This is a genomic window from Terriglobales bacterium (genome assembly GCA_035624475.1).
Classification (GTDB): Bacteria; Acidobacteriota; Terriglobia; order Terriglobales; family Acidobacteriaceae; genus DASPRL01.
The window spans coordinates 1-20,774 of the sequence record DASPRL010000164.1 but is presented as its reverse complement, the minus strand read 5'-3'; the positions used below and the strand labels follow the sequence as shown (position 1 = coordinate 20,774).

Sequence of the window (20,774 nt, the reverse complement as noted above, 5' to 3'; positions counted from 1 at the left end):
CCGCGTTCGATGGAGCCAGTTGGAAGGCCCGGGGGCGTTCATAGGAGATGTCTCGACGGAATGCCTTCCATCATTCGTGCGACAGTCGAGGGCATAGGGGTCCTTCGGCTTGCCGTGCCCGGCAACGGAGTTGCCGGGCATGGCTCGCTCAGGATGACAAGCTTTATTGGGGGGCGGGTGGCCCACTCAAGCCCGGGGTTGGGTTGAGTGGGGCACGTTCCGAAACCAGGGACTGCGGCGCGGTGTCCATGAAGTTCATGAGGCGGAGCGGCCGAGTCCTGAGGGTGCTGGTCACGGTAGTTCTTTCCTGCGCGTGCTCGCCCGCCTGGTCGGGCGGCAGCGCTCCCCACAAGACAACTCACCGGCAAAGCAAGACAGCAACGACGCCAGCCCGCCAGACCTCGCAGCCCTGCCAGAATGTGGCCGCAAACAAAGCCGCAGAAGAGGCCGCGGTGGGTTGGGACCCGGTCTCGTGCTGGGACTGCGAGAGTCGGGATGAGATGCTCAGCTCGTTTGTGCTGGGCGTGCTCCTGGCCACTCCCATGTGTCTCGTGTTCCTCCGGCTGAGGACGCGGAGAGGCGAGGCGGAGGCGTTCAAGAAGACGCTGCCCTTCTAGGTCGAGACCAAACTGCAGATTCCTCGACTGCGCCGGGTGGGCGGCGGAGCCGCCCACCCGGACTGCGCTCGGGATGACAATCTCATGACGGAGCGATTGCGGCACGGCTGAAGCCGTGCCCTGATACGGAGCGAGCGTCGACGGCCGTCCAGGCATAGGGGTCCCCTTCGGCAGGCTCAGCCAACTAACCCCGGGCTCACGCTTCGACTGCGCTCAGGGCAGGCTGGGCTAACTCAACTGCCGCCCCGCGGGCTGGACGGTGGCGCAGGTCTTCAGGCCTGCATGAACAACACCCTCTTGGATTGTCATCCTGAGCGAGGGGTGGCCTGCGGCTGGGCCGCAGGCCAGCGCGAGTCGAAGGAGCCCGCGTTCGATGGAGCCAGTTGGAAGGCCCGGGGGCGTTCATAGGAGATGTCTCGACGGAATGCCTTCCATCATTCGTGCGGCAGTCGAGGGTGTAGGGGTCCTTCGACTCGCCCTACCCGGCAACGGAGTTGCCGGGCAGGGCTCGCTCAGGATGACAGAGAAACAGTGGTCAGTGGCCAATGGTCAGTGGGCCCGGCTGTGGTTGCTTTCCGCCCACCCTGGGAGGACAATCTGGCCATCTCCGGCTGCATCCCGCAGCGAGAGAGGAGCCTCGCGCCGTGGCGCTCGAATATCTGATACGCAGCGTGGGCAGCGTCAGGGTGGTGGACTGCCGTGGGCGGATCGTGCTGGGGGAGGAGACCGCGAAGTTGCGCGAGTTGCTCAAAGACCTGCTCCGGCCCTCCGCCGGCATCGTCCTGGACCTGACCCACGTGAACCACATCGACAGCAACGGCATCGGCATGCTGGTGGGCGTGCTGACCACGGCCAAGAAGGCGGAGGCAGTCATCAAGCTGGCCGGGCTCGGAGGCCACGTCCGCAGCGTGATGGAAGCCACGCGGCTTCTCACCCTGTTCGAGAGCCATGCCACGGCGGAGGAGGCGGTGGCCAGCTTCGCGGCGGCGGCGGAGTGAGGATGCTGCCGCTCCCGGTGAAATCCAAACCCTAGATCCCTCGCTGCGCTCGGGATGACAGAAAGACAGTGGCTAGTGGTCAGTGGATAGTGGATAGCGGGAAAAGCAAGGAACCAAGGTCAAGGAAAGAGGCGGAACGCCGGGACGTTGTGCTATACTAGTCGCGCAAGGCTATATCTCATGGAAACCACTCGCTCCGCCAAGCGGCGGGGGGAGGCGGCGGAAGCGGCCTTCCTGGACCGCGCCACCCACCTGGGCCTGCAACTGGCCAAGCCCTGGGGCGACAGCGCCCCCTTCGACTTCATCGTCATAGGAGAGACCGGCCTGCACCGGGTGCAGGTCAAGTCGGTGCGCACCTGCCACCGGCGGCACTCCTCCTATCACGTGGGGGTGGGCCGGGGCCAGCACCAGAAGCTGGCCTACAGCGCCAAGGAGATCGATTTCCTGGCGGTGCTGGTGGTGCCGCAGGAGGCCTGGTACATCATCCCGGTGGCTGCCCTGGCCGGGCGCAAGACGCTGCGCCTGGGATCGGAGCATCCGCACTCCCGCCGCCTCTTCGAGCCCTACCGCGAGGCCTGGTCGCTGCTGACCTGAGTCTCGACAAGCGGACGGGTGGAGTGTGGAGAGCAGTGGTCAGTGGTCAGTGGTCAGGCAAGTGCTAGAATCCCCCGCCGGAGGGAGCCATGAAAAACAGGCGTGGACGGTTGGGTGCATGGGTGCTGGGAGCGGCGCTGACGGCGATGGTTCCGGCGACGCTGGCGGGACAGGCGGCGCCCAAGGAGTCGGCGGAGGTGCAGGCGCTGCGGGCTTTGAAGACGGCGATCGGAAAGGATTCGGCCGGCCTGCCCAAGCCCGACTCGATCAAGGGGATGGAGCTGGACGCGGTGGCAGGGGTGGGGCAAAAGGCGGGCGAGGCCATGATGGAGGTGGACAACGCTATCTGGTTCGTCAGCCTGTACCAGCAGATGCAGTGCGAGCCCGACCGGGCGGCGGCCAAGGCGGCGCTGGTCAACCGCATCCACCTGTTCCGGCCGCTGCTGGAGGCGCAGGTCTTCCAGATCGAGGAGAGCCTGGCGCTGGCCAGCCTCCCCGCGACTCTGCAGGCGGGCCACAAGCTGCAGGCGGACCTGAAGGCGGCCGCCGCCAAGCTGACCGAGATCGAGGCGGGGGTGAAGTAGGTCTTGGGCGCGCTCGGTCGCATGCGCTCCTTCGCGCGCCGGTCCTTTCTTCGCGCTTTCCCCGGGCTCACGCCCGGGGCTACCTTCTGCCGCCCCTGGCGGGGCAGGGACTGTGAGAGCGCGAAGGTAAGCGGCAAACCGGAGATCGCGGTGGTGCGCGCGAGATCCAATATCCGAAGCGGCCCGGCTGATGGCTGAGTGCTGACGGCTGAAGGCTGGGGTATATACTGGCGCGCGAGCGCACAGGCGAGGGCGCCTGTGCCACACGATCCCTTCCCGGATGAAGAGACTCCTGGCACTGCTGCGCACGCCGGCGGTGAGCGCCCTGCTGGCGGGGTTGATCTGCCTGCTGGTGGGGTGGGCGGGGCGCTGGCCGCTCCTGAGCGACGCCGAGCGCAGCGGCTACGACCTGCTGGTCAACGCGCGCGGCTATCCGCCGCCCGATCCTCACCTGGTGCTGGTGGACTTCGACGACGCCAGCGTGGCCGGGTTCCCCGGCTATCCCGTGCCGCGGCGTGCGGTGGCGGAGGTGATCCAGCGGGTGTCCGCGGGCAACGCGGAGCTGATCGGGCTGGACGTGATGCTGTCGGAGGCGCGCGCGCCCGAGGACGACCGGGCCATGGCGGAGGCGCTCCGCCAGGCGGGCAACGTGATCGTGGCCAGCCAGTTGCGCTCGGAGCAGATCCCGGCGCTCGATCCCCTGCCCCAGTTCTGCGAGCCCGACCCCAAGGTGGCCTCCTACTGCGCCGGGGGCGCGGCCTACGGGGTGGGCTTCGTGAACTTCGCGGTGGATGACGACGGCTTCATCCGCCGCGCGTTTTTGCTGCCCACGCGCGGCTATCCGGCGCTGCCCTTCGCGGTGGCCCTAGCCTCGAACTACCGGCGCGAGCCGCTGCGGCAGGAGGGGCCGGGACGCTACCGCCTGGGGACCGCGCCGATCCCGCTGGACGACAGCGGGCTGAACACCTTCCTGATCGGGTCGTGGGGAACGGCGCCGGCGCGGGTCGTCCCGGCGCGCGAGGTGCTGGGCAAGAAGGTCCCGCCGGAGACCTTCCGCGGGAAGATCGTGCTGATCGGGGAGAGCAGCGCGGCGGGCAAGGACCGTCACTTCACGCCGGTCTTCCGGCCGCGGCGTGCGGACGGCAGCCGGGTGATGCTGTCGGGAGCGGAGGTGCACGCGGCCGCGCTGGCCACGCTGCTGGAGGGCACGGCGGTGCGGGTAGCCCCGGCGCGCGCCAACTGGCTGGCCATCTTCCTGCTGGCGTGGCTGGCGGTGCTGGTGCTGCTGGAAGAGCGGCCGCTGGTCAGCGTGACCGTGGTGGTGGCGGTGGGCGCGGCCAGCTACAGCATCGCGCAGTATCTTTTTTCGACGCACCACCTGTGGCTGCGCTGGGTGGCGGCGGAGACGGCGCTGGCCCTGGCGCTGCCGGTGGGGCTGGGATACCGCTTCGTCCAGGAGCGCTGGCTGAAGTCGCAGGTGGAGGCGGAGCGGGAGCAGTTGATGGGCATCTTCTCGCGCTACGTCTCGCCGGAGGCGGCGGCGGAGATCTGGAGCCGGCGCGGGGAGATCGTGCTGGCGGGGCAGGAGCGGGTGGCCACGGTGCTGTTCAGTGACATCCGCAACTTCACCGCGCTGACCGCGGGCAAGCCTTCCACCGAGGTGCTGGCCTGGCTGAACCATTACCTGACGGAGATGGAGGAGGTCATCCGCGAGCACGGCGGCTTCCTCAACAAGTTTCTGGGCGACGGCATCATGGTGCTGTACGGAGTGCCGCTCAGCCACGGCGAGGAGGAGGACGCGTGCCGCGCGGTGGAGTCGGCGCTGGGCATGCAGGAGCGGGTGGCGGAACTCAACCGCAAGTACGGCGCCGACCCGCGCTTCCCGGAGCTGAAGATCGGGGTGGGGATCCACACCGGGGCGGTGACCGCGGGCAACGTGGGGTCGCGCGACCGGCTGGAGTACTCGGTGATCGGGGAGACGGTGAACCTGGCCTCGCGGCTGGAGAGCCTGACCAAGGAGTTCAAGACGGGGATCGTGCTCAGCCCGCAGACCTACGAGCGGGTCAAGAAACGCTATGCCGCGCGTTCTCTGGGAGAGACCGAGGTGCGCGGGCTCGCGGGCAGGATCACGGTGTACACGGTGGAGCGGGCGTCGGCATCGGCCTGATAGACTCGGGGGCATGAGCATGCGAGCGAGGCGAGTGTGGCTGGGGGTGATGGCGGGAGTGCTGGCCGCGGGACCGGCGGCGGGGCAGCAGAAGGAGAGCAAGCCGGCCAGCAAGACGCCGCCGGCCAAGACGGAGTCCAAGAAGCCGAAGCCGCGGGTGGTCACCGACCTGAGCGGCTTCGACCTGCTGGCCCCCGGCAAGCTCAAGAAACAGCCCATGGTGACGGGAGCGACGCGCGGCTTCCCCGAGCCGGCGGCGCTGGCGCCGCGCCTGGGCAAGGTGTACGACCTGCGTCCCAGCTTCCAGTGGAGCTATCCCGGGAAGCTGCGGCAGTTCGCGTTCGTGCTGAAAGGCGACGACGGGCAGGAGATGTTCCGCGCGGAGGTGGAGGGCACCAGCTTCCGCTATCCCGAGACGGCGCCGCCGCTGGAGCCGGGCAAGACCTACTTCTGGACGGTCGAGGCCACGACCCTGCTGGGGGTGCAGCCCTCGCCGCCGGTGGGCTTCGTGGTGGTGTCGGAGGAGGGACGGCGGGAGATCACCGAGGGGCTGGGGATGATCCCCGGGGACGACACCTACGAGGGCGGGCTGGCGCGGGCCCGCTTCCTCACCGACCACCGGCTGTGGTACGACGCGGTAGCGGCGTATGGCGAGCTGATCGCCAAGTATCCGGAGAAGGCGGAACTCTACGAGCAGCGCGGCACCATCTACGCGCAGCTCGAGGCCACGCAGGCGCTCAGCGACCAGGACTTCGCGCGCGCGGATGAGCTGGAGAAGAAATCCCGCCGGTAGAGACTTGTCTTGACGACAGGGTCGCGCGCTGCGCTGGGGATCAACAGGAAGAACCCTAGTCGTCCCCGTGCGCGGGGGCGAGGGCGGGGCGGCGGAGGCGCTTGGAAATGGCGCTCAGGATGTAGGCGGTCACCGCCACCTGGATGGCCAGGCCGGCGTACACCCATCCGGGCACGGCCAGTTCGTTCCAGTTCACCGCGGGGAAGGGCGTGAGCAGGCTCAGGATCTGGCGGGCGCGCAGGTCGGAGCCCATGCCCAGCACGCCGGCAGCGATGCCGGCCGCCGTGTAGTACAGCATCAGGTAGAGTACGCCCTTCAGGATAGGGCGCTTCATGCGGGTCAGGTTGCAGAACTGCAGGAAGAGCACGGCGCTCACGATATAGACCAGGACGGTCGTCAGCTCCAGAGCCATGACCTTCCACGGCCACTGCGCGAGCGGGGCGGAGCGGTGCAACGCCAGCGCCGCTCCCAGCATGAACAGGTAAGCGCCCACAGCGGTCAGCACCAGCCAGGGCCAGGGCAGGCCGTCGGAGGAAAAATAGCTGGCCTGGCCGGCGGCGCGGCGCCGCCACCACATCTTGAGCTGCTCGTGCGGGGTCAGGGTGGCCAGGCCCACCAGCAGCAGGATGCAGGCGTTCACCACCAGGGCGACGCTGCCCACCTCCGTGGGCGTGATCTTGTACTTGGAATTGAAGTCGAGGAAGGCGTACATCAGCAGGTTGATGTAGGCGGCGAAGGCCAGAGCCTGCCCGCGCGAGAGCAGGCGCACCTCCTCCAGCTCCTTCTTCAGGTTGCGGCGCAGCATGAGCACGAACCAGGCGCCGAAGGTGCAGTAGAGGAAGAGCGAGAGAAAGACGTAGGAGACGTGGAAGCCGAAGAAGAGCGGCGTCCCGATCCTGCCGTACTCCTGAAAGCCGTAGAGGCCGAAGATGGCGGGCAGGATGCTGGCCGCGCCCAGGCCGGGGAAGGGGCTCTCCATGAAGGCGAAGCCGATCATCAGCATGGGATAGAGCAGGAGGAAGGCCAGCACCAGCACCCCGCCCGAGGTCTTCTCCCCCAGCATGGAGAGTTCCAGGCTGGCCAGGCCCAACACCAGCGCGAAGACCACGATCAGCAGGTAGGTGAGCAGGAGGGTGGAGAGCGAGTATCCCCCCAGCAGGCCGGCGATGAGGGAGATGGGCAGCGAGCAGCCCACGGTGAAGTAGCCCAGGATGGGCGCGCCCAGCAGCTTGCCGATGAGGATCTCCTCCGAGGTGAGGCGCGTGGTCTTGAGGAAGTCGTAGGTCTTGTGCTGGCGCTCGCCCGAGATGGCCTGGCTGCAGGAAGAGATGGTCCACAGCGCCAGCACCACGCCCTGCGCCCACGCCAGCCAGATGTAGAAGAGGCGGAAGTACTCCTTCTGGTTATCGTGCTCGGCGCCGTAGCAGGAGAGGGCGATGAGGGCGGCGATGACCAGCACCACCAGGGCGGCGGTCAGAGCGCGCAGCGGGCGCAGTTCGGCGCGGACGTGGCGGACCAGCTCGGGATTGCGCCAGAATTCTTCCACTACATCACCTCGTTGCGGGAGAGCTTGAGGTAGAGGTCCTCCACCGTCTGCTTGACCTCGCCGAAGGAGACGAGGGGAATGCCGGCGGCGACCAATTCGCGCAGCACCGCGGCCAGGCCGTCCTCGGGTCCGGCGAAGCGGAAGACCCCCTCGCCGCCCTCGACCATCAGGTTGGAGACGCCGGGCAGGGCTTTGAGGCGCGCCTCCACCTGGGCGGCGCTGTCGCCGGTCCAGGCCAGGCGCACCACGCGGTACTTGGACTCCTCCGCCGTGATCTCCTCGAGGGTGCCGCTGCGCACCATCCGCCCCTTCTCCATCAGGCCGATGGAGGTGCAAAAACCCTCCAGCTCAGTGAGGATGTGGGAGGAGATGAGGATGGTGGTGCCCTGGTCGCGCAGGGCGCGCAGCAGGTTGCGCAGGTCCAACCGGGCCTTGGGATCGAGGCCGCTGGCGGGCTCGTCCAGCAGCAGCACCTTGGGCAGGTGGATGATGGCGCGGGCGATGCCCAGGCGCTGCTTCATGCCGCGGGAGAGCCCCTGGATCATGGCGTCGCGCTTGACCTCCAGCCCCACCTGCTGGATGACCTGGTCGATGCGGCCGGGGATCTCCGCCTCGCGCATCTTGTAGGCGTGGGCGAAGTAGTCGAGGTACTCCCAGACCTTCAGGTCCTCATAGACGGAGAAGAAGTCGGAGAGGTAGCCGATGAACTGCTGGGCGCGCTCGGGCTCATCATGCACGTCCACGCCATTGACGCGGACGCGGCCGGCGGTGGGAGTGAGCAGGCCGCAGGCCATGCGGATGGTGGTGGTCTTGCCGGCGCCGTTGGGACCGATCAGGCCGTAGATCTCGCCCGCGGGGATGGTGACCTCGAGGTCGTCGACCGCCACCAGTTCGTCGAATTCCTTGCGCAGTTGGAGGAGTTCGATCATGAGTATGTGGGGAGGAGGAAATGGTACGCCTTTTGGCGTCCACTCGCTAATACGAAGCGGGGGAGGCGGAGGTTCCGCGGGCTGTGGTCAGGAGTCAGGGGTCAGGAGTCAGCGGCGGAGAACGGTGGTGCAGGGCTTCAAGCCTGCATTCCGCATACTTTCCTACTGTCATCCTGAGCGAGCGGCGCCCTGCGGCAGAGCCGCAGCGTGCCGCGAGTCGAAGGACCCCGCATTCGATTGTGGCAGCTGGTACGACCAGGGGAATCTCTCCTGGAATGCCTCCCATCGCTGGCGCTGAGCTGAAGGCTGTAGGGGTCCTTCGACTCGCTGCTCGGTCGCGTCCGCTCCTTCGCAGCTCGCTCAGGATGACAATCCGTTGGGTTGGGGATCCTGCGCGCGAGATGCCTTCGGCTGCCGCCAAAGCGGTGGTGCAATCAAATCTTAGATTTGGCTGCCCACATATTGAAACTTGACTAGCTTCGGGCCCAGCAAAAAGCGCTTCTTGATTGTGACTCGGAATATATGAAACTCGCCCCAGCCACTTTCTGAGCGCGATGGGGTAACCCAGAGATTGTACGTAATGGTCTCAAAGTGATTCGGGCACAGGCGAGTCGCCTGTGCCACACGGGGATTCCCAGGGCTAGAGCCCCGCGAAGAACACGTCTGGATTCGCGGGCCTCAAGGCCCGCGCCTCCACCCTAGTCGCCGGCGTAGCCGTCGGGCTGGGACATGGCCGGGACCAGGTGGTGGGTGCGCAGGAAGTGGGCGCCGGCCTCCAAGGCGCGGCGGTCCAGTTCCAGCAGCTCCTTGCGCTTCACCGTGTCCTGGAAGACGGCCAGGGCGGTGGCTTCGGGCAGGCACGCCGTCTCTTCCAGCAGGGCGCCCAGCATGATGGCGTTGGCCACCTTGGCCGAGCCCAACTGGTCGGCGAGGTTGGAGGCGGGTACGCAGATGGCCTGGACGTCGCGAGGCAGGGAGAGATCAACGGGCAGGCTGTCGCTGTTATAGAGGATCAGCCCGCCCGGCGCCACGTGGGGCGCAAACTTGCGCAGCGAGAGTTCGTTCATGGCGATGAGCACGTCGGGATGGGAGATGAGCGGCGAGCCCACGCGCTGATGCGACAGGCAGACGTGGCAGTGAGCGCTGCCGGAGCGCATCTCGGGGCCGTAGGAGGGCAGCCAGCTCACTTCCAGGCCTTCGCGCATGCCCATCTCGGCGAGGATCTGGCCGAGCAGGAGCACGCCCTGGCCGCCGAAGCCGGCGATCTTCAAGGTGAGGTCGCGGGCGGCGGCGTGGGCGGCGGTCACCGGCCGGGGCGCGGCGGCGGGCGCGGGCGTCAGTCCCAGCACCTCGCCCACGCTCTTGCGGGGCGGGCCGCCGTCGCCCACCTCCACTTTGCGGTCGCGGAAGACCTGCAGGGGGAAGACCGGGACCATCTTCTCGGCCACCCAGCGGCGGGCGTCCACCGGGTCCATCTTCCAGATGGTGGGGCAGGGAGAGAGGATCTCGACGAAGGAGAAGCCGGCGCCGTCGCGCTGCAGTTCCAGGGCCTTGCGGATGGCGCGGCGCGCCCGCATGATGTTCTTGTTGTCGCACAGGGCGACGCGCTCGATGTAGACGGGGGCCTCCAGCGTGGCCAGCAACTCGCAGACGTGCACCGGGAAGCCTTCGTTGGCGGGGCGGCGTCCCCACGGGGAGGTGGTGGAGGTCTGGCCCACCAGGGTGGTGGGGGCCATCTGCCCGCCGGTCATACCGTAGATGGCGTTGTTGACGAAGAAGACGGAGATCTTCTCGCCGCGGTTGGCGGCGTGCACGATCTCGGCGGTGCCGATGGCGGCCAGGTCGCCGTCGCCCTGGTAGGCGACCACCAGGCTGTCGGGATGGGAGCGCTTGGCGCCGGTGGCCACGGCGGGAGTGCGGCCGTGCGCCGCCTGGATGTTGCCCACGTCGAAGTAGTAATAGGCGAAGACGGAGCAGCCCACCGGACTGACGAAGATGGAGCGGTCCTGCAGACCCATCTCCTGGATGGTCTCGGCGATGAGCTTGTGGGCGACGCCGTGGCCGCAGCCGGGACAATAGTGGGTCTGCTGCTGCAGCTCGGCCTTGCGCTGGTAGCGGTCGTAGAAGACCGGGGACTTGGACTGCACCACTTCGTAATCGGGCACGAACGTTCTCCTTGCCGCGTCAGTCGGCGAACTGCTCGACGCGGGCCATCACCTGCTCCTGGATCTCCTCGGCGGAGGGCACGTTGCCGCCCACCCGCCCGTAAAATTCCACCGGCACCTTGCCATCCAGGGCCAGGCGGACGTCCTCCACCATCTGCCCGTTGGACAATTCCACCACCAGCACGCTGCGGCAGTGCGCGGCGGCCTCGGCCAGCGCCGCGGAGGGGTAGGGCCACAGGGTGATGGGGCGGAAGAGGCCGGCGCGCAGGCCCTGGGCGCGGATCTTCTCCACCGCGGAGCGCAGCACGCGGCTGACGATGCCGTAACCCACCAGCAGCACCTCGGCGTCCTCGGCCAGGTAGAGTTCGTGGCGGGGCTCGACTTGCTGGGCGCGGGCGTACTTAGCCTCCATCTTGCGCTGGTGGGCTTCCAGTTCGTCGGGCTCCAGATAGATGGAGGTGATGAGGTTGGCGCGGGTCTCGGGGGTGCCGCACACCGCCCAGGGCTTCTCCGGGGGGAGGGCCTGGTCGGAGAGGTTGAGGTCGAGCGCCTCGATCATCTGGCCGATGAAGCCGTCGGCCAGCACGATGGCGGGGTTGCGGTAGCGGTCGGCCAGTTCGAAGGCCAGGCGGGTGAGGTCGGCCATCTCCTGCACCGAGGCGGGAGCCAGCACGAAGTTGCGGTAGTTGCCGTGGCCGCCGCCCTTCACCATGGCGAAGTAGTCGCTCTGCTCAGGAGCGATGTTGCCCAGGCCGGGGCCGCCGCGCATGACGTCGACCACCACGCAAGGCAGCTCGGCGCCCGCCAGGTAGGAGATGCCCTCCTGCATGAGCGAGAGGCCGGGGCCGGAAGAGCCGGTCATGGCGCGCACTCCGGCGGAGGCGGCGCCGTAGACCATGTTGATGGCCGAGACCTCGCTCTCCGCCTGCAGGAAAGTGCCGCCCACCTGGGGGATGTAGAGAGCGGCGGCTTCGGCGATCTCGCTGGCGGGGGTGATGGGATAGCCGTAGTAGGCGCGGCATCCCCCCAGGATGGCGCCCATGATGACGGCGACGTTGCCCTTGGCGAGCTTACGCATGGGTGGCGACCTCCTGGCTCGCGGCCTGGGTCGCGGCCGCGTCCGCCTTGGGCTGGGCCTTGGCGCGGTAGACGGTGATGGCGCCGGGCTCGGGGCAGCAGTAGAAGCAGATGCCGCAGCCGGTGCACTTCTCCCCGGTGTAGCGGGCGGGATGCACGCCGTAGGCGCTGAGGTCAGGGGCCAGCTCCAGGCACTTGGGCGGGCAGGACTCGACGCAGAGGCCGCAGCCCTTGCATTCGTCGATGTTCACCGTGATGTAGCCACGTGCTTCAGCCATTCGATTTCACCTCGCAGCCAGGGCGGCGGGCCGTTGCAGCCACTTGGTCCGCTCGCAGTATGCGTAGAGTTCGTCGCGGAAGTCGGGATGGGCGATCCCGATGAGGGCCTGGGCGCGCTCGCGGATGTTGTGCCCGTGCAGATAGGCGATGCCGTACTCGGTGACCACGTAGCGGATCAGGCCGCGGGAGGTCACCACCCCGGCGCCGGGATTGAGCATGGGCACGATGCGCGAGATCTTGCCCTTATCGGCGGTGGAGGGCAGGGCGATGATGGGCTTGCCCCCCTTGGACCAGGAAGCGCCGCGCAGGAAGTCCACCTGGCCGCCGATGCCGCTGTAGAAATAGGGCCCGATGGAATCGGAGCAGACTTGCCCGGTGATGTCGATCTGCAGGGCGGAGTTGATGGCCACCATGCGGTCGTTCAACGCGATGCGGCGCGGATCATTGCAATAGGCCGTGCGCTGGAACTCGAACATGGGGTTGTTGTTGACGAAGTCGAAGAGGGTCTTGGTGCCCAGCACGAAGCCCACCAGCACCTTGCGCGGGTGGAAGGTCTTGGCGGCGCCGGTGATGACGCCGGCCTCGATGAGCGGGATGACGCCGTCGGAGACCAGCTCGCTGTGCACGCCCAGGTCCCTGCGGTCCATGAGCAGGGGCAGGACGGCATCGGGGATGCCGCCGATCCCGGTCTGCAGGGTGGCGCCGTCCTCGATCAGCGAAGCCACGTGGTGGGCGATCTGGCGGGTGACCTCGTTGGGGGGAGCGGTCTTGAGTTCGCAGAGCGGGCGCGAGCTCTCGACCACGACGTCGAGGCGGCTGACGTGGATGAAGCTGTCGCCGTAGGTGCGCGGCATCTGGTCGTTGACCTGGGCGATGACCCGGCGGGAGTGCTGGGTGGCGGTGAGCGTGGTGTCCACTCCCACCCCGAAGCTGCAGAAGCCGTGGGCGTCGGGGGGCGAGACCTGGATGAGGGCGACGTCGAAGGACATGGCGCCCTCTTCGAACAGGCCCTCGATGTCGCTGAGGGAGATGGGGGTGTAGTCGGCGCGGCCGTCGTTGACGGCTTCGCGCACGTTGCCGCCCATGAACATGGCGTTGTGGCGGAAGTGGCCGGCGAACTCCGGGTTGACGTAGTCGGCGCGGCCGAAGGTGAGCAGGTGCACCACCTCGACGTCCTGCACGTGGGGGGCGCGCTCCAGCAGGGCGAGCACCAGCTCTTCGGGCTCGGCGCAGCCGGGATGGATGTAGACGCGCATGCCCGACTGCACGCAGCGCACGGCGTCGCGCGCGGTCATGCGCTTGGCTTCGTACTCCTCTCTCCAGGACATAGGCCTCCTTTCGGCCGGCGTTGCGTCTACCAGTGCTGGTGATGGACCGCAGTGACGCCCCGGCGCTCTCCGTGGCGGCGCTCGGCGCCCCGCGCCTTGCCGCGATCGGCGAAGACCTGCTCGTAGCCCACGGTGGCGTGGTAGATGGCGCGATCGAAGAACTGGTCGAGCAGCGAGAACAGCTCCAGTTCGCTGAGCAATTCCACGGGACGGTCCACCAGCCCCTCCCGCTTGAGGAACTCCCAGAGGTGTTCCTTGACGCCGATGATGGCCCAGATCATCTGGCTGAGGCGGACGCCCTGACTGGCGCGGCGGGCGCCGATCTCGTTGTAGCGCCGCTGGATGTCGGCTTCGGTCTTGCGCAGCAGCCAGTCGCCCAGGTTCTGGTAGATCTCGCGCACCCGCACCTCCAGCTCGGCGGCGGGGATCTTGCGAAAGTCGGTGGTGCGCTCCGAGCTGTGCACCTTCTCCAGCAGGCCATGGGCGAGCTGTTCGGAATGGCTCTCGATCAGCCGCACCAAGCGATAGGTGAGCATCATGGTGCCTCCTTGCCTGCGAACCGCAGGCCCGGCCGTGGGCGCCGGCGGCTCGGCCGTGACGCCCGCCTCTTTGCCGGCCAGGGGATGACTTCGCCCACTTCCAGTGTCCGGCCGGACGCCGCTATGGGCGGTGACATAGGTCACAGGGCGCGGTGACCGGCGAACGTGGATTTCCACCGCGGCGGGCGCCGCACCGCCGCGACGGCGGCCGGGAGCCCTCGCGACCCAGGCCGGCCGAGTGCCTGGGTCCGGGAAGCTCCCGGCCTGCTCCCGGGGCGCCCAGCGGGGCGTCCGGGGAAGCTGGCGCCGGGGCGGGACAGCTCGCCTGCTCTCCCAGCTACCTACTGCACAGGCGGGCGGTCGCCGCCCCGGTCCGGCCCCGGCCGGTGTGGACGGCCGGGGCGCCTGGCCCGGGCGTGCGAGGCCTAGGTCAGGAAGAAGTCGCGCGCCACCTCCGCCCACTCCTGGTCGGGGAGGTGCGAGGTGATGGAATCGATGGCCACGCCGCCGTCCTGGGCGACCGCGTCCAGCACCCCCGGCATGCGGCGCTGCAGCCGCATGGCCGCCTCTTCCGTCCACCAGCGGGCCAGTTGGCCGCCCAGCAGGTTGCGGAAGTTGGTCTTGGCGTCGGGAGACTCCACCTTGAGCAGCCAGCCTTCGCCGTAGGGATCGGTGCGGGCGAGGTCGGGCTGCTGCAGCACCGCCTCGTTGATGTCGGTGACCGCGCCCTCGATGGGCGAGAGCATGTCCACGGTGGTGCCGTCGCGGCGCAGGCTCCATACCTTCTGCCCCTGGCGGATCCACTGGCCGCGCTGCGGCAGGGTGATGGAGGTGACCTGGCCCACCAGGCGGGCGGCGAAGTCGTCCAGGCCCACCCGCACCAGGCTGGGACTCTCACTCAGCGCCCAGGTGTGGCCGGGGTGATAGCGCAGGTTCTGCGGCACCTGGAAGCCGTTGACCAGGGCGGGGGGCAGGCGGGGCTCGGCGACCTGGGCGGCGGGCGCTTCCAGGGGCGCGGGCTTGCGCTCCGCCGGGGCCTCGCGCACCTCCGCGCGGCGGGAGTAGAAGTGATCGATGAGCAGGAAGACCACCACCGTGGCCAGAACCAGTAGGACCGTCATAAGGCACCTCCGAGATGTCTGCGCCGCTTTGGGCGCGTCGTGGAAGCGGCTTCATGGGCACGCTTCCGTCTCTCGTAAGGGCAATCGGGGAGCCAGACCTTGGAGGGAGGCGGCGATTCCGTGCAGGTGATTGCGGGGAAAGGAGATGCGAGGTTTGCGGCGGGGAAGGCGAAGGGGCGCTGCTGAGTTTTGGACGGGCATTTCGATGAGGATCGCAACAGCGAAAAGAGCGCGGAAGCAACAGCTTGCGCGCGCGCCAAGAAAACAAAGAAGTTAGGAAGGCACTCGGGTCGATGAGATTCTCAGATGCGATTGATGAACAACGCAGCAGCGTTTCTCCCCGCTGACCAGACTCCCTCTTGGAGGCTGTCATTTTTCCGCCGAGAGAAGCGAGGCGGGAGAATCTGACGACAGCGCCTGCACCACCGGGCCGGTGGCGAAGACGAGGTGGTCAGATCCTCCGCTCGGCTTCGCCTCGCGAAGGATGACAGTCCGTCAAGATCGCGGGCGGTGCGCGCGAAATCCTTCGGCGCACAAGCGCCTCAGGATGACGCCGTCGATGCACTCATCTTCGGCTATTGGCGAAGACCTGGTTGTGGCAGAGGGAGCAGAGGCTGGGGCTCTTCAGGTCGATCCACTCCACGGCGTGGGAGGCGGCCATGGCGCACTCGTGGTCGTCGCAGTGGGTAAGGCCGATGGTATGGCCGAGTTCGTGCACCGCTTCCTTGAGCGTGCGCTGGAAGAGCAGTTCGGGATCGGGCGGCAGGCCGTAGAGTTCCTGGCGCAGGCGGTGGGTGGAGAGCACGGCGCAGGGGCCGTTCATCTGGGCCTCGCCGAAGACGAAGGTGAGGATGGGGATATAGAGGTCCACCTCGGCCACGCCCAGCAGGCGCCAGGCGCCGTTGGTCAGTTGCGGCCGCATGCCGGCCAGGATCTCGGTGGAGTGGAACTGCTGGCGCTCGGGGTGGAAGGCGAAACGGGGATCGAGCGCGGCGGGGAGGATGCCGCAGTCAGCCTCGAATTCGCGGGCGAGGGCAGGGGCGAGGCGCTCGAGCCATCCACGCTCCACCTCCCCGACGGGCAGAACGTCGATGCGGTTCATCGGCTCTCGACTTTGCTCTCCAGCTTGCCTTCGTTGCGGTTCTCGGGCGCGCCCCGGCTCCAGCCGTACTTCTTCAGCCGGTTGTGCAGGGTGACGCGGTCGATGTCGAGCAGTTCGGCGGCGCGGGTCTGGTTGCCGCCGCACTCCTCCAGCACGCGCAGGATGTGGGCGCGCTCGATGTCCTCCAGGGTATGGCCGGCGGCGTGGTTGCCGGCGAGCTTGAGGGTGAAGTCCTCGACGCGCAGCTCGGGCTCCTGGGCCACCACCATGGCGCGCTCCACCGCGTTCTCCAGTTCGCGCACGTTGCCCGGCCAGTCGTAGGCCTGGAGCTGGGCCATGGCGGCGGGAGCGACGCGGGTGATGCGCTTGTTCATGGCCAGGGAGAAGCGGCGCACGAAGTGGTCGGTGAGCGCGGGAATGTCCTCGCGGCGCTGGCGCAGCGCGGGCAGCTCGATGCGGAAGACGTTGAGCCGGTAGAAGAGGTCGGGACGGAAGCGGCCCTCCTCGATGAGCTTCTCCAGGGACTTGTTGGTGGCGGCGATGCAGCGGAAGTCCACCTTGATGGGCTGGTTGCCGCCCACGCGGGTGATCTCGCGCTCCTGCAGGACGCGCAGCAGGTCGGTCTGGGTCTTCAGCGAGATGTCGCCGATCTCGTCGAGGAAGACGGTGCCGCCCTCGGCGATCTCGAACTTGCCCAGCTTGCGGTACTGGGCGCCGGTGAAGGCGCCCTTCTCGTGGCCGAAGAGCTCGCTCTCCAGCAGGGTCTCGGTCAGGGCGCCGCAGTGGATGACCACCAGGGGATGGAAGCGGCGGGGCGAGGCGGCATGGATGGCGCGGGCCACCAGTTCCTTGCCGGTGCCGCTCTCGCCGGTGATGAGCACGGTGGCGTCGGTGGGGCCGACGGTCTCGATGGCCTCGAAGACGCGGTGCATGGGCGAGGACTGCCCGATGAGTTCGGGCGGGCGCGCGACCTCGGCCACGGTGGCGCGCAGCTTGACGTTCTCCTCGCGGGTGCGGCGGTGGGCGAGCGCGTTCTTCACCAGGTGGGAGATGTCCTCCGGGTCCAGGGGCTTGGTGACGTAGTCGTAGGCGCCGTTCTTGAGGGCGGCGACCGCGGTCTCCACCGAGGCGTAGCCGGTCATGATGACGACCACCAGTTCGGGGTCGATCTCGCGCAGGCGGCGCTGCAGCTCGATGCCGTCGGTGCCGCGCATCTTGATGTCGACCAGGGCCAGGTCGAAGCGCTTCTCGGCGACGCGGGTGAGCGCGTCCGAAGCGTTCTCGGCGGTGGCCACCTCGTAGCCTTCCTCGCGGAACCACTTGTCGAGGGAGTCGCGCACGCTGAGTTCGTCGTCCACGATGAGCAGTCTGCCTTTGCCGTTCACGGGAATCACCTCGCTTTGACGGCCAGTTCCGCCGGAGGCTGGGGCGCAGGGGCCTCGCCCACCGGCAGCGTGATGGTGAAAGTGCTTCCCTGCCCCACGCGGGAGGCCACCTCGATGCGTCCGTGGTGGCGCTCCACGATGGAGTGGCTGACGGCCAGGCCCAGGCCCACGCCGTGCGCGCCCTCCTTGGTGGTCATGAAGGGCTCGAACATCCGGGGCAGGAACTCTTCCGGGATACCCACGCCGTCGTCGCGCACCTGGAGCTGGACCTCGCGGCCGGAGGGCAGGGTGGCGCTGCGCAGCCAGAGATTGCCGCCGCGGGGCATGGCCTCCAGCGCGTTGATGACCAGGGCCAGCAGCAGTTGCTCGATCTGCGCGGGGTCGCACTGCACGCGGGGGAGGTCGGGGTCCAGTTCCAATTGGAGTTGCACGCCGGAAAGCTCGATCTTGTGCTGGACCAGGCGCACGCACTGCTCCACCACGCGGTTGAGATCGGCCCACTCCAGGTTCATGGGGGCGGAGCGGGCGAAGACGAGCAGGTTGCGCACGATGTCGCCGCAGCGGCGGCTCTCGGACTCGATCAATTCCAGCGAGCTCAGCATCTCCTGGCGGCGGGCGTCGCCGGCGGGGCCCTGCGCCAGCCAGCGGCGCAGCAGCTTGGAGTAGGTGAGGATGCCGGAGAGCGGGTTGTTGATCTCGTGGGCCACCACCGCCGCCATCTTGCCGATGGAGGCCATCTTCTCGACCTGCAGCACCTGCTCGTGGGCGCGCTGGAGCTCGCGCGTCTTCTGCTCGACGCGGTCTTCCAGGGTGCGGTTCCAGGCGGTGACCTCCTCGCGCGCCTCCAGCAACTGGCGGCTCATGGTGTTGAAGGAGCCCGCCAGCTCGCCCACCTCGTCGCGCGCGCCCACCTCGATCTGATAGCCCAGGTCGCCGGCAGCCAGGCGCTCGGTGCCGTCCTTGAGCACCCGCACCGGGCGTCCCACCACCCGCCACACGAAGACGCCGGTGAGGAAGGCGATGGCCAGCATGGCCACCACGGTGTAGGCCAGCATCTGGCGGGTGCTCTCGGCCAGGGCGGCGTCGGCGCGCTCCAAAGAGAGCTGGGTGTCGAAGACGCCCAGGATCTGCTGCTCGGCGGGATGGGCGTGGCAGGCGGCGTTGGAGCAGGAGGGCTGGTTCTCGATGGGGGTGATGATGGCCAGCACGCGGTGGTGGTTGGGCTGGAAGATGCGGAAGCGGTCGGGCCGGTTGAGGCGGGTGAGGGGCTGGGCCTGGGCGTGGCAGGCGGTGCAAGCCTCGGCGCGCTTGTCGATCTGGGCGCCGATCTCGGCGGCGTCGGAGGAAAAGGTGATGCGGCCCTCGCTGTTGATGATGCGGATGCGCACCACGCCGGGCTCGCCCGCCATGGTCTGGATGGTGTGGTACATGCCCTCGCGGTCGTTGCGCAGCATGGAATAGGAGGTGGAGCGCTTGATGGCGTCGCTGACGCGCTCGGCGCTGAGCAGGGCGGCGTCTTCCAGGTGCTTGCGGTGCAGGCGGATGTTGGCGTAGCCCAGAGCGGCGAAGGTCACCAGCATGGCCGCGCCCAGAGTGACGATCAGCTTGGCGCTGAGCGAGCGGGAGAGCCGCAGCCAGCGGCCCGCGGAGGGCGGCTTGGGCTCAGTCGTCGGCATTCACCAGCTCCGCTTCTTGTTCCGGAGCGCGGGCGGCGCGGGCGGCGGCCGGCAGGGGGGCGAATTCCCTTTCGGTGCGGGCCTGCAGCTCGGCCGCGGACTCGAAGATGGGCAGGTACTTGGCGGCCAGGCCGAAGATGGCGAAGCCGGCGGCCACGATGGAGGCGGTCACCGCGACTTCCGTCCACTTGGGGAAGTAGCGGACGCCGGCGGAGGCTTCCATGCCGGTGAGGCTCACGTTCAGCCGGTTGGTGATGAAGCCCAGCACCACCAGCACCGAAGCCACGTAGATGCCGCGCGGGCTGCGGCGCACCCGCGGCACCAGCAGCAGCCCGATGGGGAGGGCCAGGGCGAGCGCGATCTCCAGCCAGAAGAACCAGGTCTCGTAGCGCGGCTGGAAGGCGAGGCGCAGCACGTCGCGGCGGTAGAGGTCCTGGAAGCGCAGCACCGCGTAGACGATCAGGATGACCAGCAGGATGCGGCCGATCTCCTGCAGCAACGGCGTCTCGAGTTCCTTGCCGAAGTGGCGCGCGCTGGTGGTGGACTCGTACACCGTCATGGCCAGGCCCACGGCGATCGCGGAGAGGAAGAAGAAGAGGGGCAGCGTGGGCGTGTACCAGAGCGGGTAGAGCTTGTTGGGCACGATCAGGTAGAGGCTGCCCAGCGACGACTGGTGGAGGGTGGAGAGCAGGATGCCGGCGATGATGAGGGGGACGGAGACCACGCGCAGCACGCGGGTGACGATGCGGGCGGCGTGGCGCACGCGCTCCGAGCGCAGCACCTGCAGCCGCTCCAGCACGATGGGGGAGAACTCGAAGGCCAGCACCGTGGTGTAGAGGGTGACGCACCAGGCTACCTCGAACATCACCGAGCGCGGGTTCCACATCACCAGGGGATGCCAGATGCGGTAGCTGCGCCCGATATCGAAGAGCAGGGCCACGCACACCAGCACGTAGCCGAGGAAGGCGGTGAGCAGGGTGGGACGCACGATGGGCTTGAAGCGCTCGATGTTGAAGATGTGGACGGCGGCCATCAGGGTGAAGCCGCCGGCGGCCAGCATGACGCCGCAGAGCACGTCGAAGCCGATCCACAGCCCCCAGGGGAAGCGGTCGCTCAAGTGGGTGGAGGCGCCCAGACCCTGGGTGAAGCGCACGACGGCGGCGTAGAGGCCCGCCGCCATCACCACCAGGAAGACGGACTTCCAGAAGCTCAGCTTGGATCGCAGGGGCGCCATCACTTTGCCTCCTTCTTCTTTTCTTCTGCGTGCTTGGGGGCGCGGCCTTCGGCGGCGGCCACCTCGGCGCGGCGATGGGTGATCCACCAGATGCCGCCCAGCAGCACTCCGCCCAGGGGCACGAAGTCGGGAATGAACTGCAGGATGCGGTGGGTGAGCAGGGGCAAGGGCTGGTGGGGGAAGTCGGTGCGGTAGCCGAACTGCTCGAAGGGCACGGAGGAGAGCAGCAGCACGGAGGTGCCGCCCACCTCGTCGAGCCCGTAGATGTGGGGGACGTACTGCTCAGGATGGTCGCGGAGACGCTGGCGGGCCTCGGCGATGAGGGCGTCACGCTCGCCGAACTTGGTGGCGCCGGTGGGGCAGATATCGGCGCAGGCGGTCTGGCGGCCGGCGGCCACGCGGTCGGGACACATGGTGCACTTGCGCACCAGAGGCAGCGCCTTCGACCACTCGTACTTGGGGACGTCGAAGGGGCAGGCCACCATGCAGTAGCGGCAGCCGATGCAGCGGCTGGGCTCGTAGATGACCGGGCCCTCCGGGGTCTTGCGCAGGGCGGCCACCGGGCAGACGGAGGCGCAGGTGGGGTCGTCACAGTTCATGCACAGGCGGCGCATGAACTTGTCGCCGCGGGTCAGGATGG

At 68.2% G+C, this 20,774-nt stretch carries 18 protein-coding genes; 5 read left to right on the top strand and 13 right to left on the bottom strand.

All coding sequences use genetic code 11. From position 1 onward, the window contains the following. Positions 1–1,261 precede the first annotated feature (1,261 nt). The 5 genes from VEG08_06800 to VEG08_06780 all read left to right on the top strand — a co-directional run bounded on the left by VEG08_06800 (position 1,262) and on the right by VEG08_06780 (position 5,753). On the top strand, positions 1,262–1,615 hold the full coding sequence (locus VEG08_06800) for an STAS domain-containing protein (GenBank protein ID HXZ27693.1): 354 nt from the start codon (positions 1,262–1,264) through the stop codon (positions 1,613–1,615). A gap of 180 nt (positions 1,616–1,795) precedes the next feature. Next, positions 1,796–2,209, top strand: coding sequence for a group I intron-associated PD-(D/E)XK endonuclease (locus VEG08_06795; GenBank protein ID HXZ27692.1), 414 nt, complete (start codon positions 1,796–1,798; stop codon positions 2,207–2,209). 89 nt (positions 2,210–2,298) lie between these two features. Next, a complete protein-coding gene (locus tag VEG08_06790) occupies positions 2,299–2,793 on the top strand; it encodes a hypothetical protein (protein HXZ27691.1) in 495 nt (164 codons plus the stop codon). Between the two features lie 280 nt (positions 2,794–3,073). Further along, positions 3,074–4,960 (top strand): adenylate/guanylate cyclase domain-containing protein, encoded by a 1,887-nt coding sequence (locus VEG08_06785; GenBank protein HXZ27690.1) that lies wholly within the window; start codon positions 3,074–3,076, stop codon positions 4,958–4,960. Positions 4,961–4,973: 13 nt separating this feature from the next. Continuing rightward, entirely contained in the window at positions 4,974–5,753 is a 780-nt protein-coding gene (locus VEG08_06780) for a DUF928 domain-containing protein (protein HXZ27689.1), read from the top strand. Between the two features lie 55 nt (positions 5,754–5,808). Here VEG08_06780 and VEG08_06775 read toward each other — a convergent pair whose 3' ends face one another. The 13 genes from VEG08_06775 to VEG08_06715 all read right to left on the bottom strand — a co-directional run. After that, positions 5,809–7,299 (bottom strand): hypothetical protein, encoded by a 1,491-nt coding sequence (locus tag VEG08_06775; GenBank protein ID HXZ27688.1) that lies wholly within the window; start codon positions 7,297–7,299, stop codon positions 5,809–5,811. Further along, a complete protein-coding gene (locus VEG08_06770; protein HXZ27687.1) occupies positions 7,299–8,228 on the bottom strand; it encodes an ABC transporter ATP-binding protein in 930 nt (309 codons plus the stop codon). The genes VEG08_06775 and VEG08_06770 overlap by 1 nt, the downstream gene beginning before the upstream one ends. 698 nt (positions 8,229–8,926) lie before the next feature. Next, positions 8,927–10,393: a 2-oxoacid:acceptor oxidoreductase family protein gene (locus VEG08_06765; GenBank protein ID HXZ27686.1), complete on the bottom strand. Its 1,467-nt coding sequence runs from the start codon at positions 10,391–10,393 to the stop codon at positions 8,927–8,929. A gap of 19 nt (positions 10,394–10,412) precedes the next feature. Continuing rightward, positions 10,413–11,471, bottom strand: a complete 1,059-nt coding sequence (locus VEG08_06760) for a 3-methyl-2-oxobutanoate dehydrogenase subunit VorB (protein ID HXZ27685.1) — start codon at positions 11,469–11,471, stop codon at positions 10,413–10,415. Continuing rightward, positions 11,464–11,748 carry a 4Fe-4S dicluster domain-containing protein gene (locus VEG08_06755; GenBank protein ID HXZ27684.1) on the bottom strand — a complete coding sequence of 95 codons (285 nt, stop codon included), beginning with the start codon at positions 11,746–11,748 and terminating at the stop codon, positions 11,464–11,466. Before VEG08_06755 ends, VEG08_06760 begins: the two co-directional genes overlap by 8 nt. Positions 11,749–11,754: 6 nt before the next feature. Next, positions 11,755–13,077 carry an acetyl-CoA hydrolase/transferase C-terminal domain-containing protein gene (locus VEG08_06750; GenBank protein ID HXZ27683.1) on the bottom strand — a complete coding sequence of 441 codons (1,323 nt, stop codon included), beginning with the start codon at positions 13,075–13,077 and terminating at the stop codon, positions 11,755–11,757. Positions 13,078–13,103: 26 nt separating this feature from the next. Next, positions 13,104–13,616: a hypothetical protein gene (locus VEG08_06745; protein HXZ27682.1), complete on the bottom strand. Its 513-nt coding sequence runs from the start codon at positions 13,614–13,616 to the stop codon at positions 13,104–13,106. A gap of 425 nt (positions 13,617–14,041) precedes the next feature. Continuing rightward, entirely contained in the window at positions 14,042–14,737 is a 696-nt protein-coding gene (locus VEG08_06740) for a glycine cleavage system protein H (protein ID HXZ27681.1), read from the bottom strand. Positions 14,738–15,302: 565 nt separating this feature from the next. After that, the gene (locus tag VEG08_06735; GenBank protein ID HXZ27680.1) at positions 15,303–15,839 is read right to left on the bottom strand and encodes an archaemetzincin family Zn-dependent metalloprotease; all 537 of its coding nucleotides are present in this window, start codon (positions 15,837–15,839) and stop codon (positions 15,303–15,305) included. Beyond that, positions 15,836–17,224 (bottom strand): sigma-54 dependent transcriptional regulator, encoded by a 1,389-nt coding sequence (locus VEG08_06730; GenBank protein HXZ27679.1) that lies wholly within the window; start codon positions 17,222–17,224, stop codon positions 15,836–15,838. Before VEG08_06730 ends, VEG08_06735 begins: the two co-directional genes overlap by 4 nt. Before the next feature lie 5 nt (positions 17,225–17,229). Then, positions 17,230–18,900, bottom strand: coding sequence for an ATP-binding protein (locus tag VEG08_06725; protein HXZ27678.1), 1,671 nt, complete (start codon positions 18,898–18,900; stop codon positions 17,230–17,232). Next, positions 18,887–20,134, bottom strand: coding sequence for a Ni/Fe-hydrogenase cytochrome b subunit (hybB, locus tag VEG08_06720; GenBank protein ID HXZ27677.1), 1,248 nt, complete (start codon positions 20,132–20,134; stop codon positions 18,887–18,889). Before hybB ends, VEG08_06725 begins: the two co-directional genes overlap by 14 nt. Next, positions 20,134–20,774, bottom strand: a 641-nt coding sequence (locus VEG08_06715) for a 4Fe-4S dicluster domain-containing protein (protein ID HXZ27676.1), incomplete at its 5' end; no start/stop codon positions are given. The genes VEG08_06715 and hybB, both read right to left, overlap by 1 nt.

Excerpts from the sequence above, each read along its gene's own strand:
- VEG08_06740 (HXZ27681.1), bottom strand. The coding sequence starts at position 14,737 with ATGACGGTCCTACTGGTTCTGGCCACGGTGGTGGTCTTCCTGCTCATC.
- VEG08_06780 (HXZ27689.1), top strand. The coding sequence starts at position 4,974 with ATGAGCATGCGAGCGAGGCGAGTGTGGCTGGGGGTGATGGCGGGAGTG.
- VEG08_06750 (HXZ27683.1), bottom strand. The coding sequence starts at position 13,077 with ATGTCCTGGAGAGAGGAGTACGAAGCCAAGCGCATGACCGCGCGCGAC.
- VEG08_06745 (HXZ27682.1), bottom strand. The coding sequence starts at position 13,616 with ATGATGCTCACCTATCGCTTGGTGCGGCTGATCGAGAGCCATTCCGAA.
- VEG08_06725 (HXZ27678.1), bottom strand. The coding sequence starts at position 18,900 with ATGCCGACGACTGAGCCCAAGCCGCCCTCCGCGGGCCGCTGGCTGCGG.
- VEG08_06760 (HXZ27685.1), bottom strand. The coding sequence starts at position 11,471 with ATGCGTAAGCTCGCCAAGGGCAACGTCGCCGTCATCATGGGCGCCATC.
- hybB (HXZ27677.1), bottom strand. The coding sequence starts at position 20,134 with ATGGCGCCCCTGCGATCCAAGCTGAGCTTCTGGAAGTCCGTCTTCCTG.
- VEG08_06795 (HXZ27692.1), top strand. The coding sequence starts at position 1,796 with ATGGAAACCACTCGCTCCGCCAAGCGGCGGGGGGAGGCGGCGGAAGCG.
- VEG08_06785 (HXZ27690.1), top strand. The coding sequence starts at position 3,074 with ATGAAGAGACTCCTGGCACTGCTGCGCACGCCGGCGGTGAGCGCCCTG.
- VEG08_06755 (HXZ27684.1), bottom strand. The coding sequence starts at position 11,748 with ATGGCTGAAGCACGTGGCTACATCACGGTGAACATCGACGAATGCAAG.
- VEG08_06735 (HXZ27680.1), bottom strand. The coding sequence starts at position 15,839 with ATGAACCGCATCGACGTTCTGCCCGTCGGGGAGGTGGAGCGTGGATGG.
- VEG08_06770 (HXZ27687.1), bottom strand. The coding sequence starts at position 8,228 with ATGATCGAACTCCTCCAACTGCGCAAGGAATTCGACGAACTGGTGGCG.
- VEG08_06790 (HXZ27691.1), top strand. The coding sequence starts at position 2,299 with ATGAAAAACAGGCGTGGACGGTTGGGTGCATGGGTGCTGGGAGCGGCG.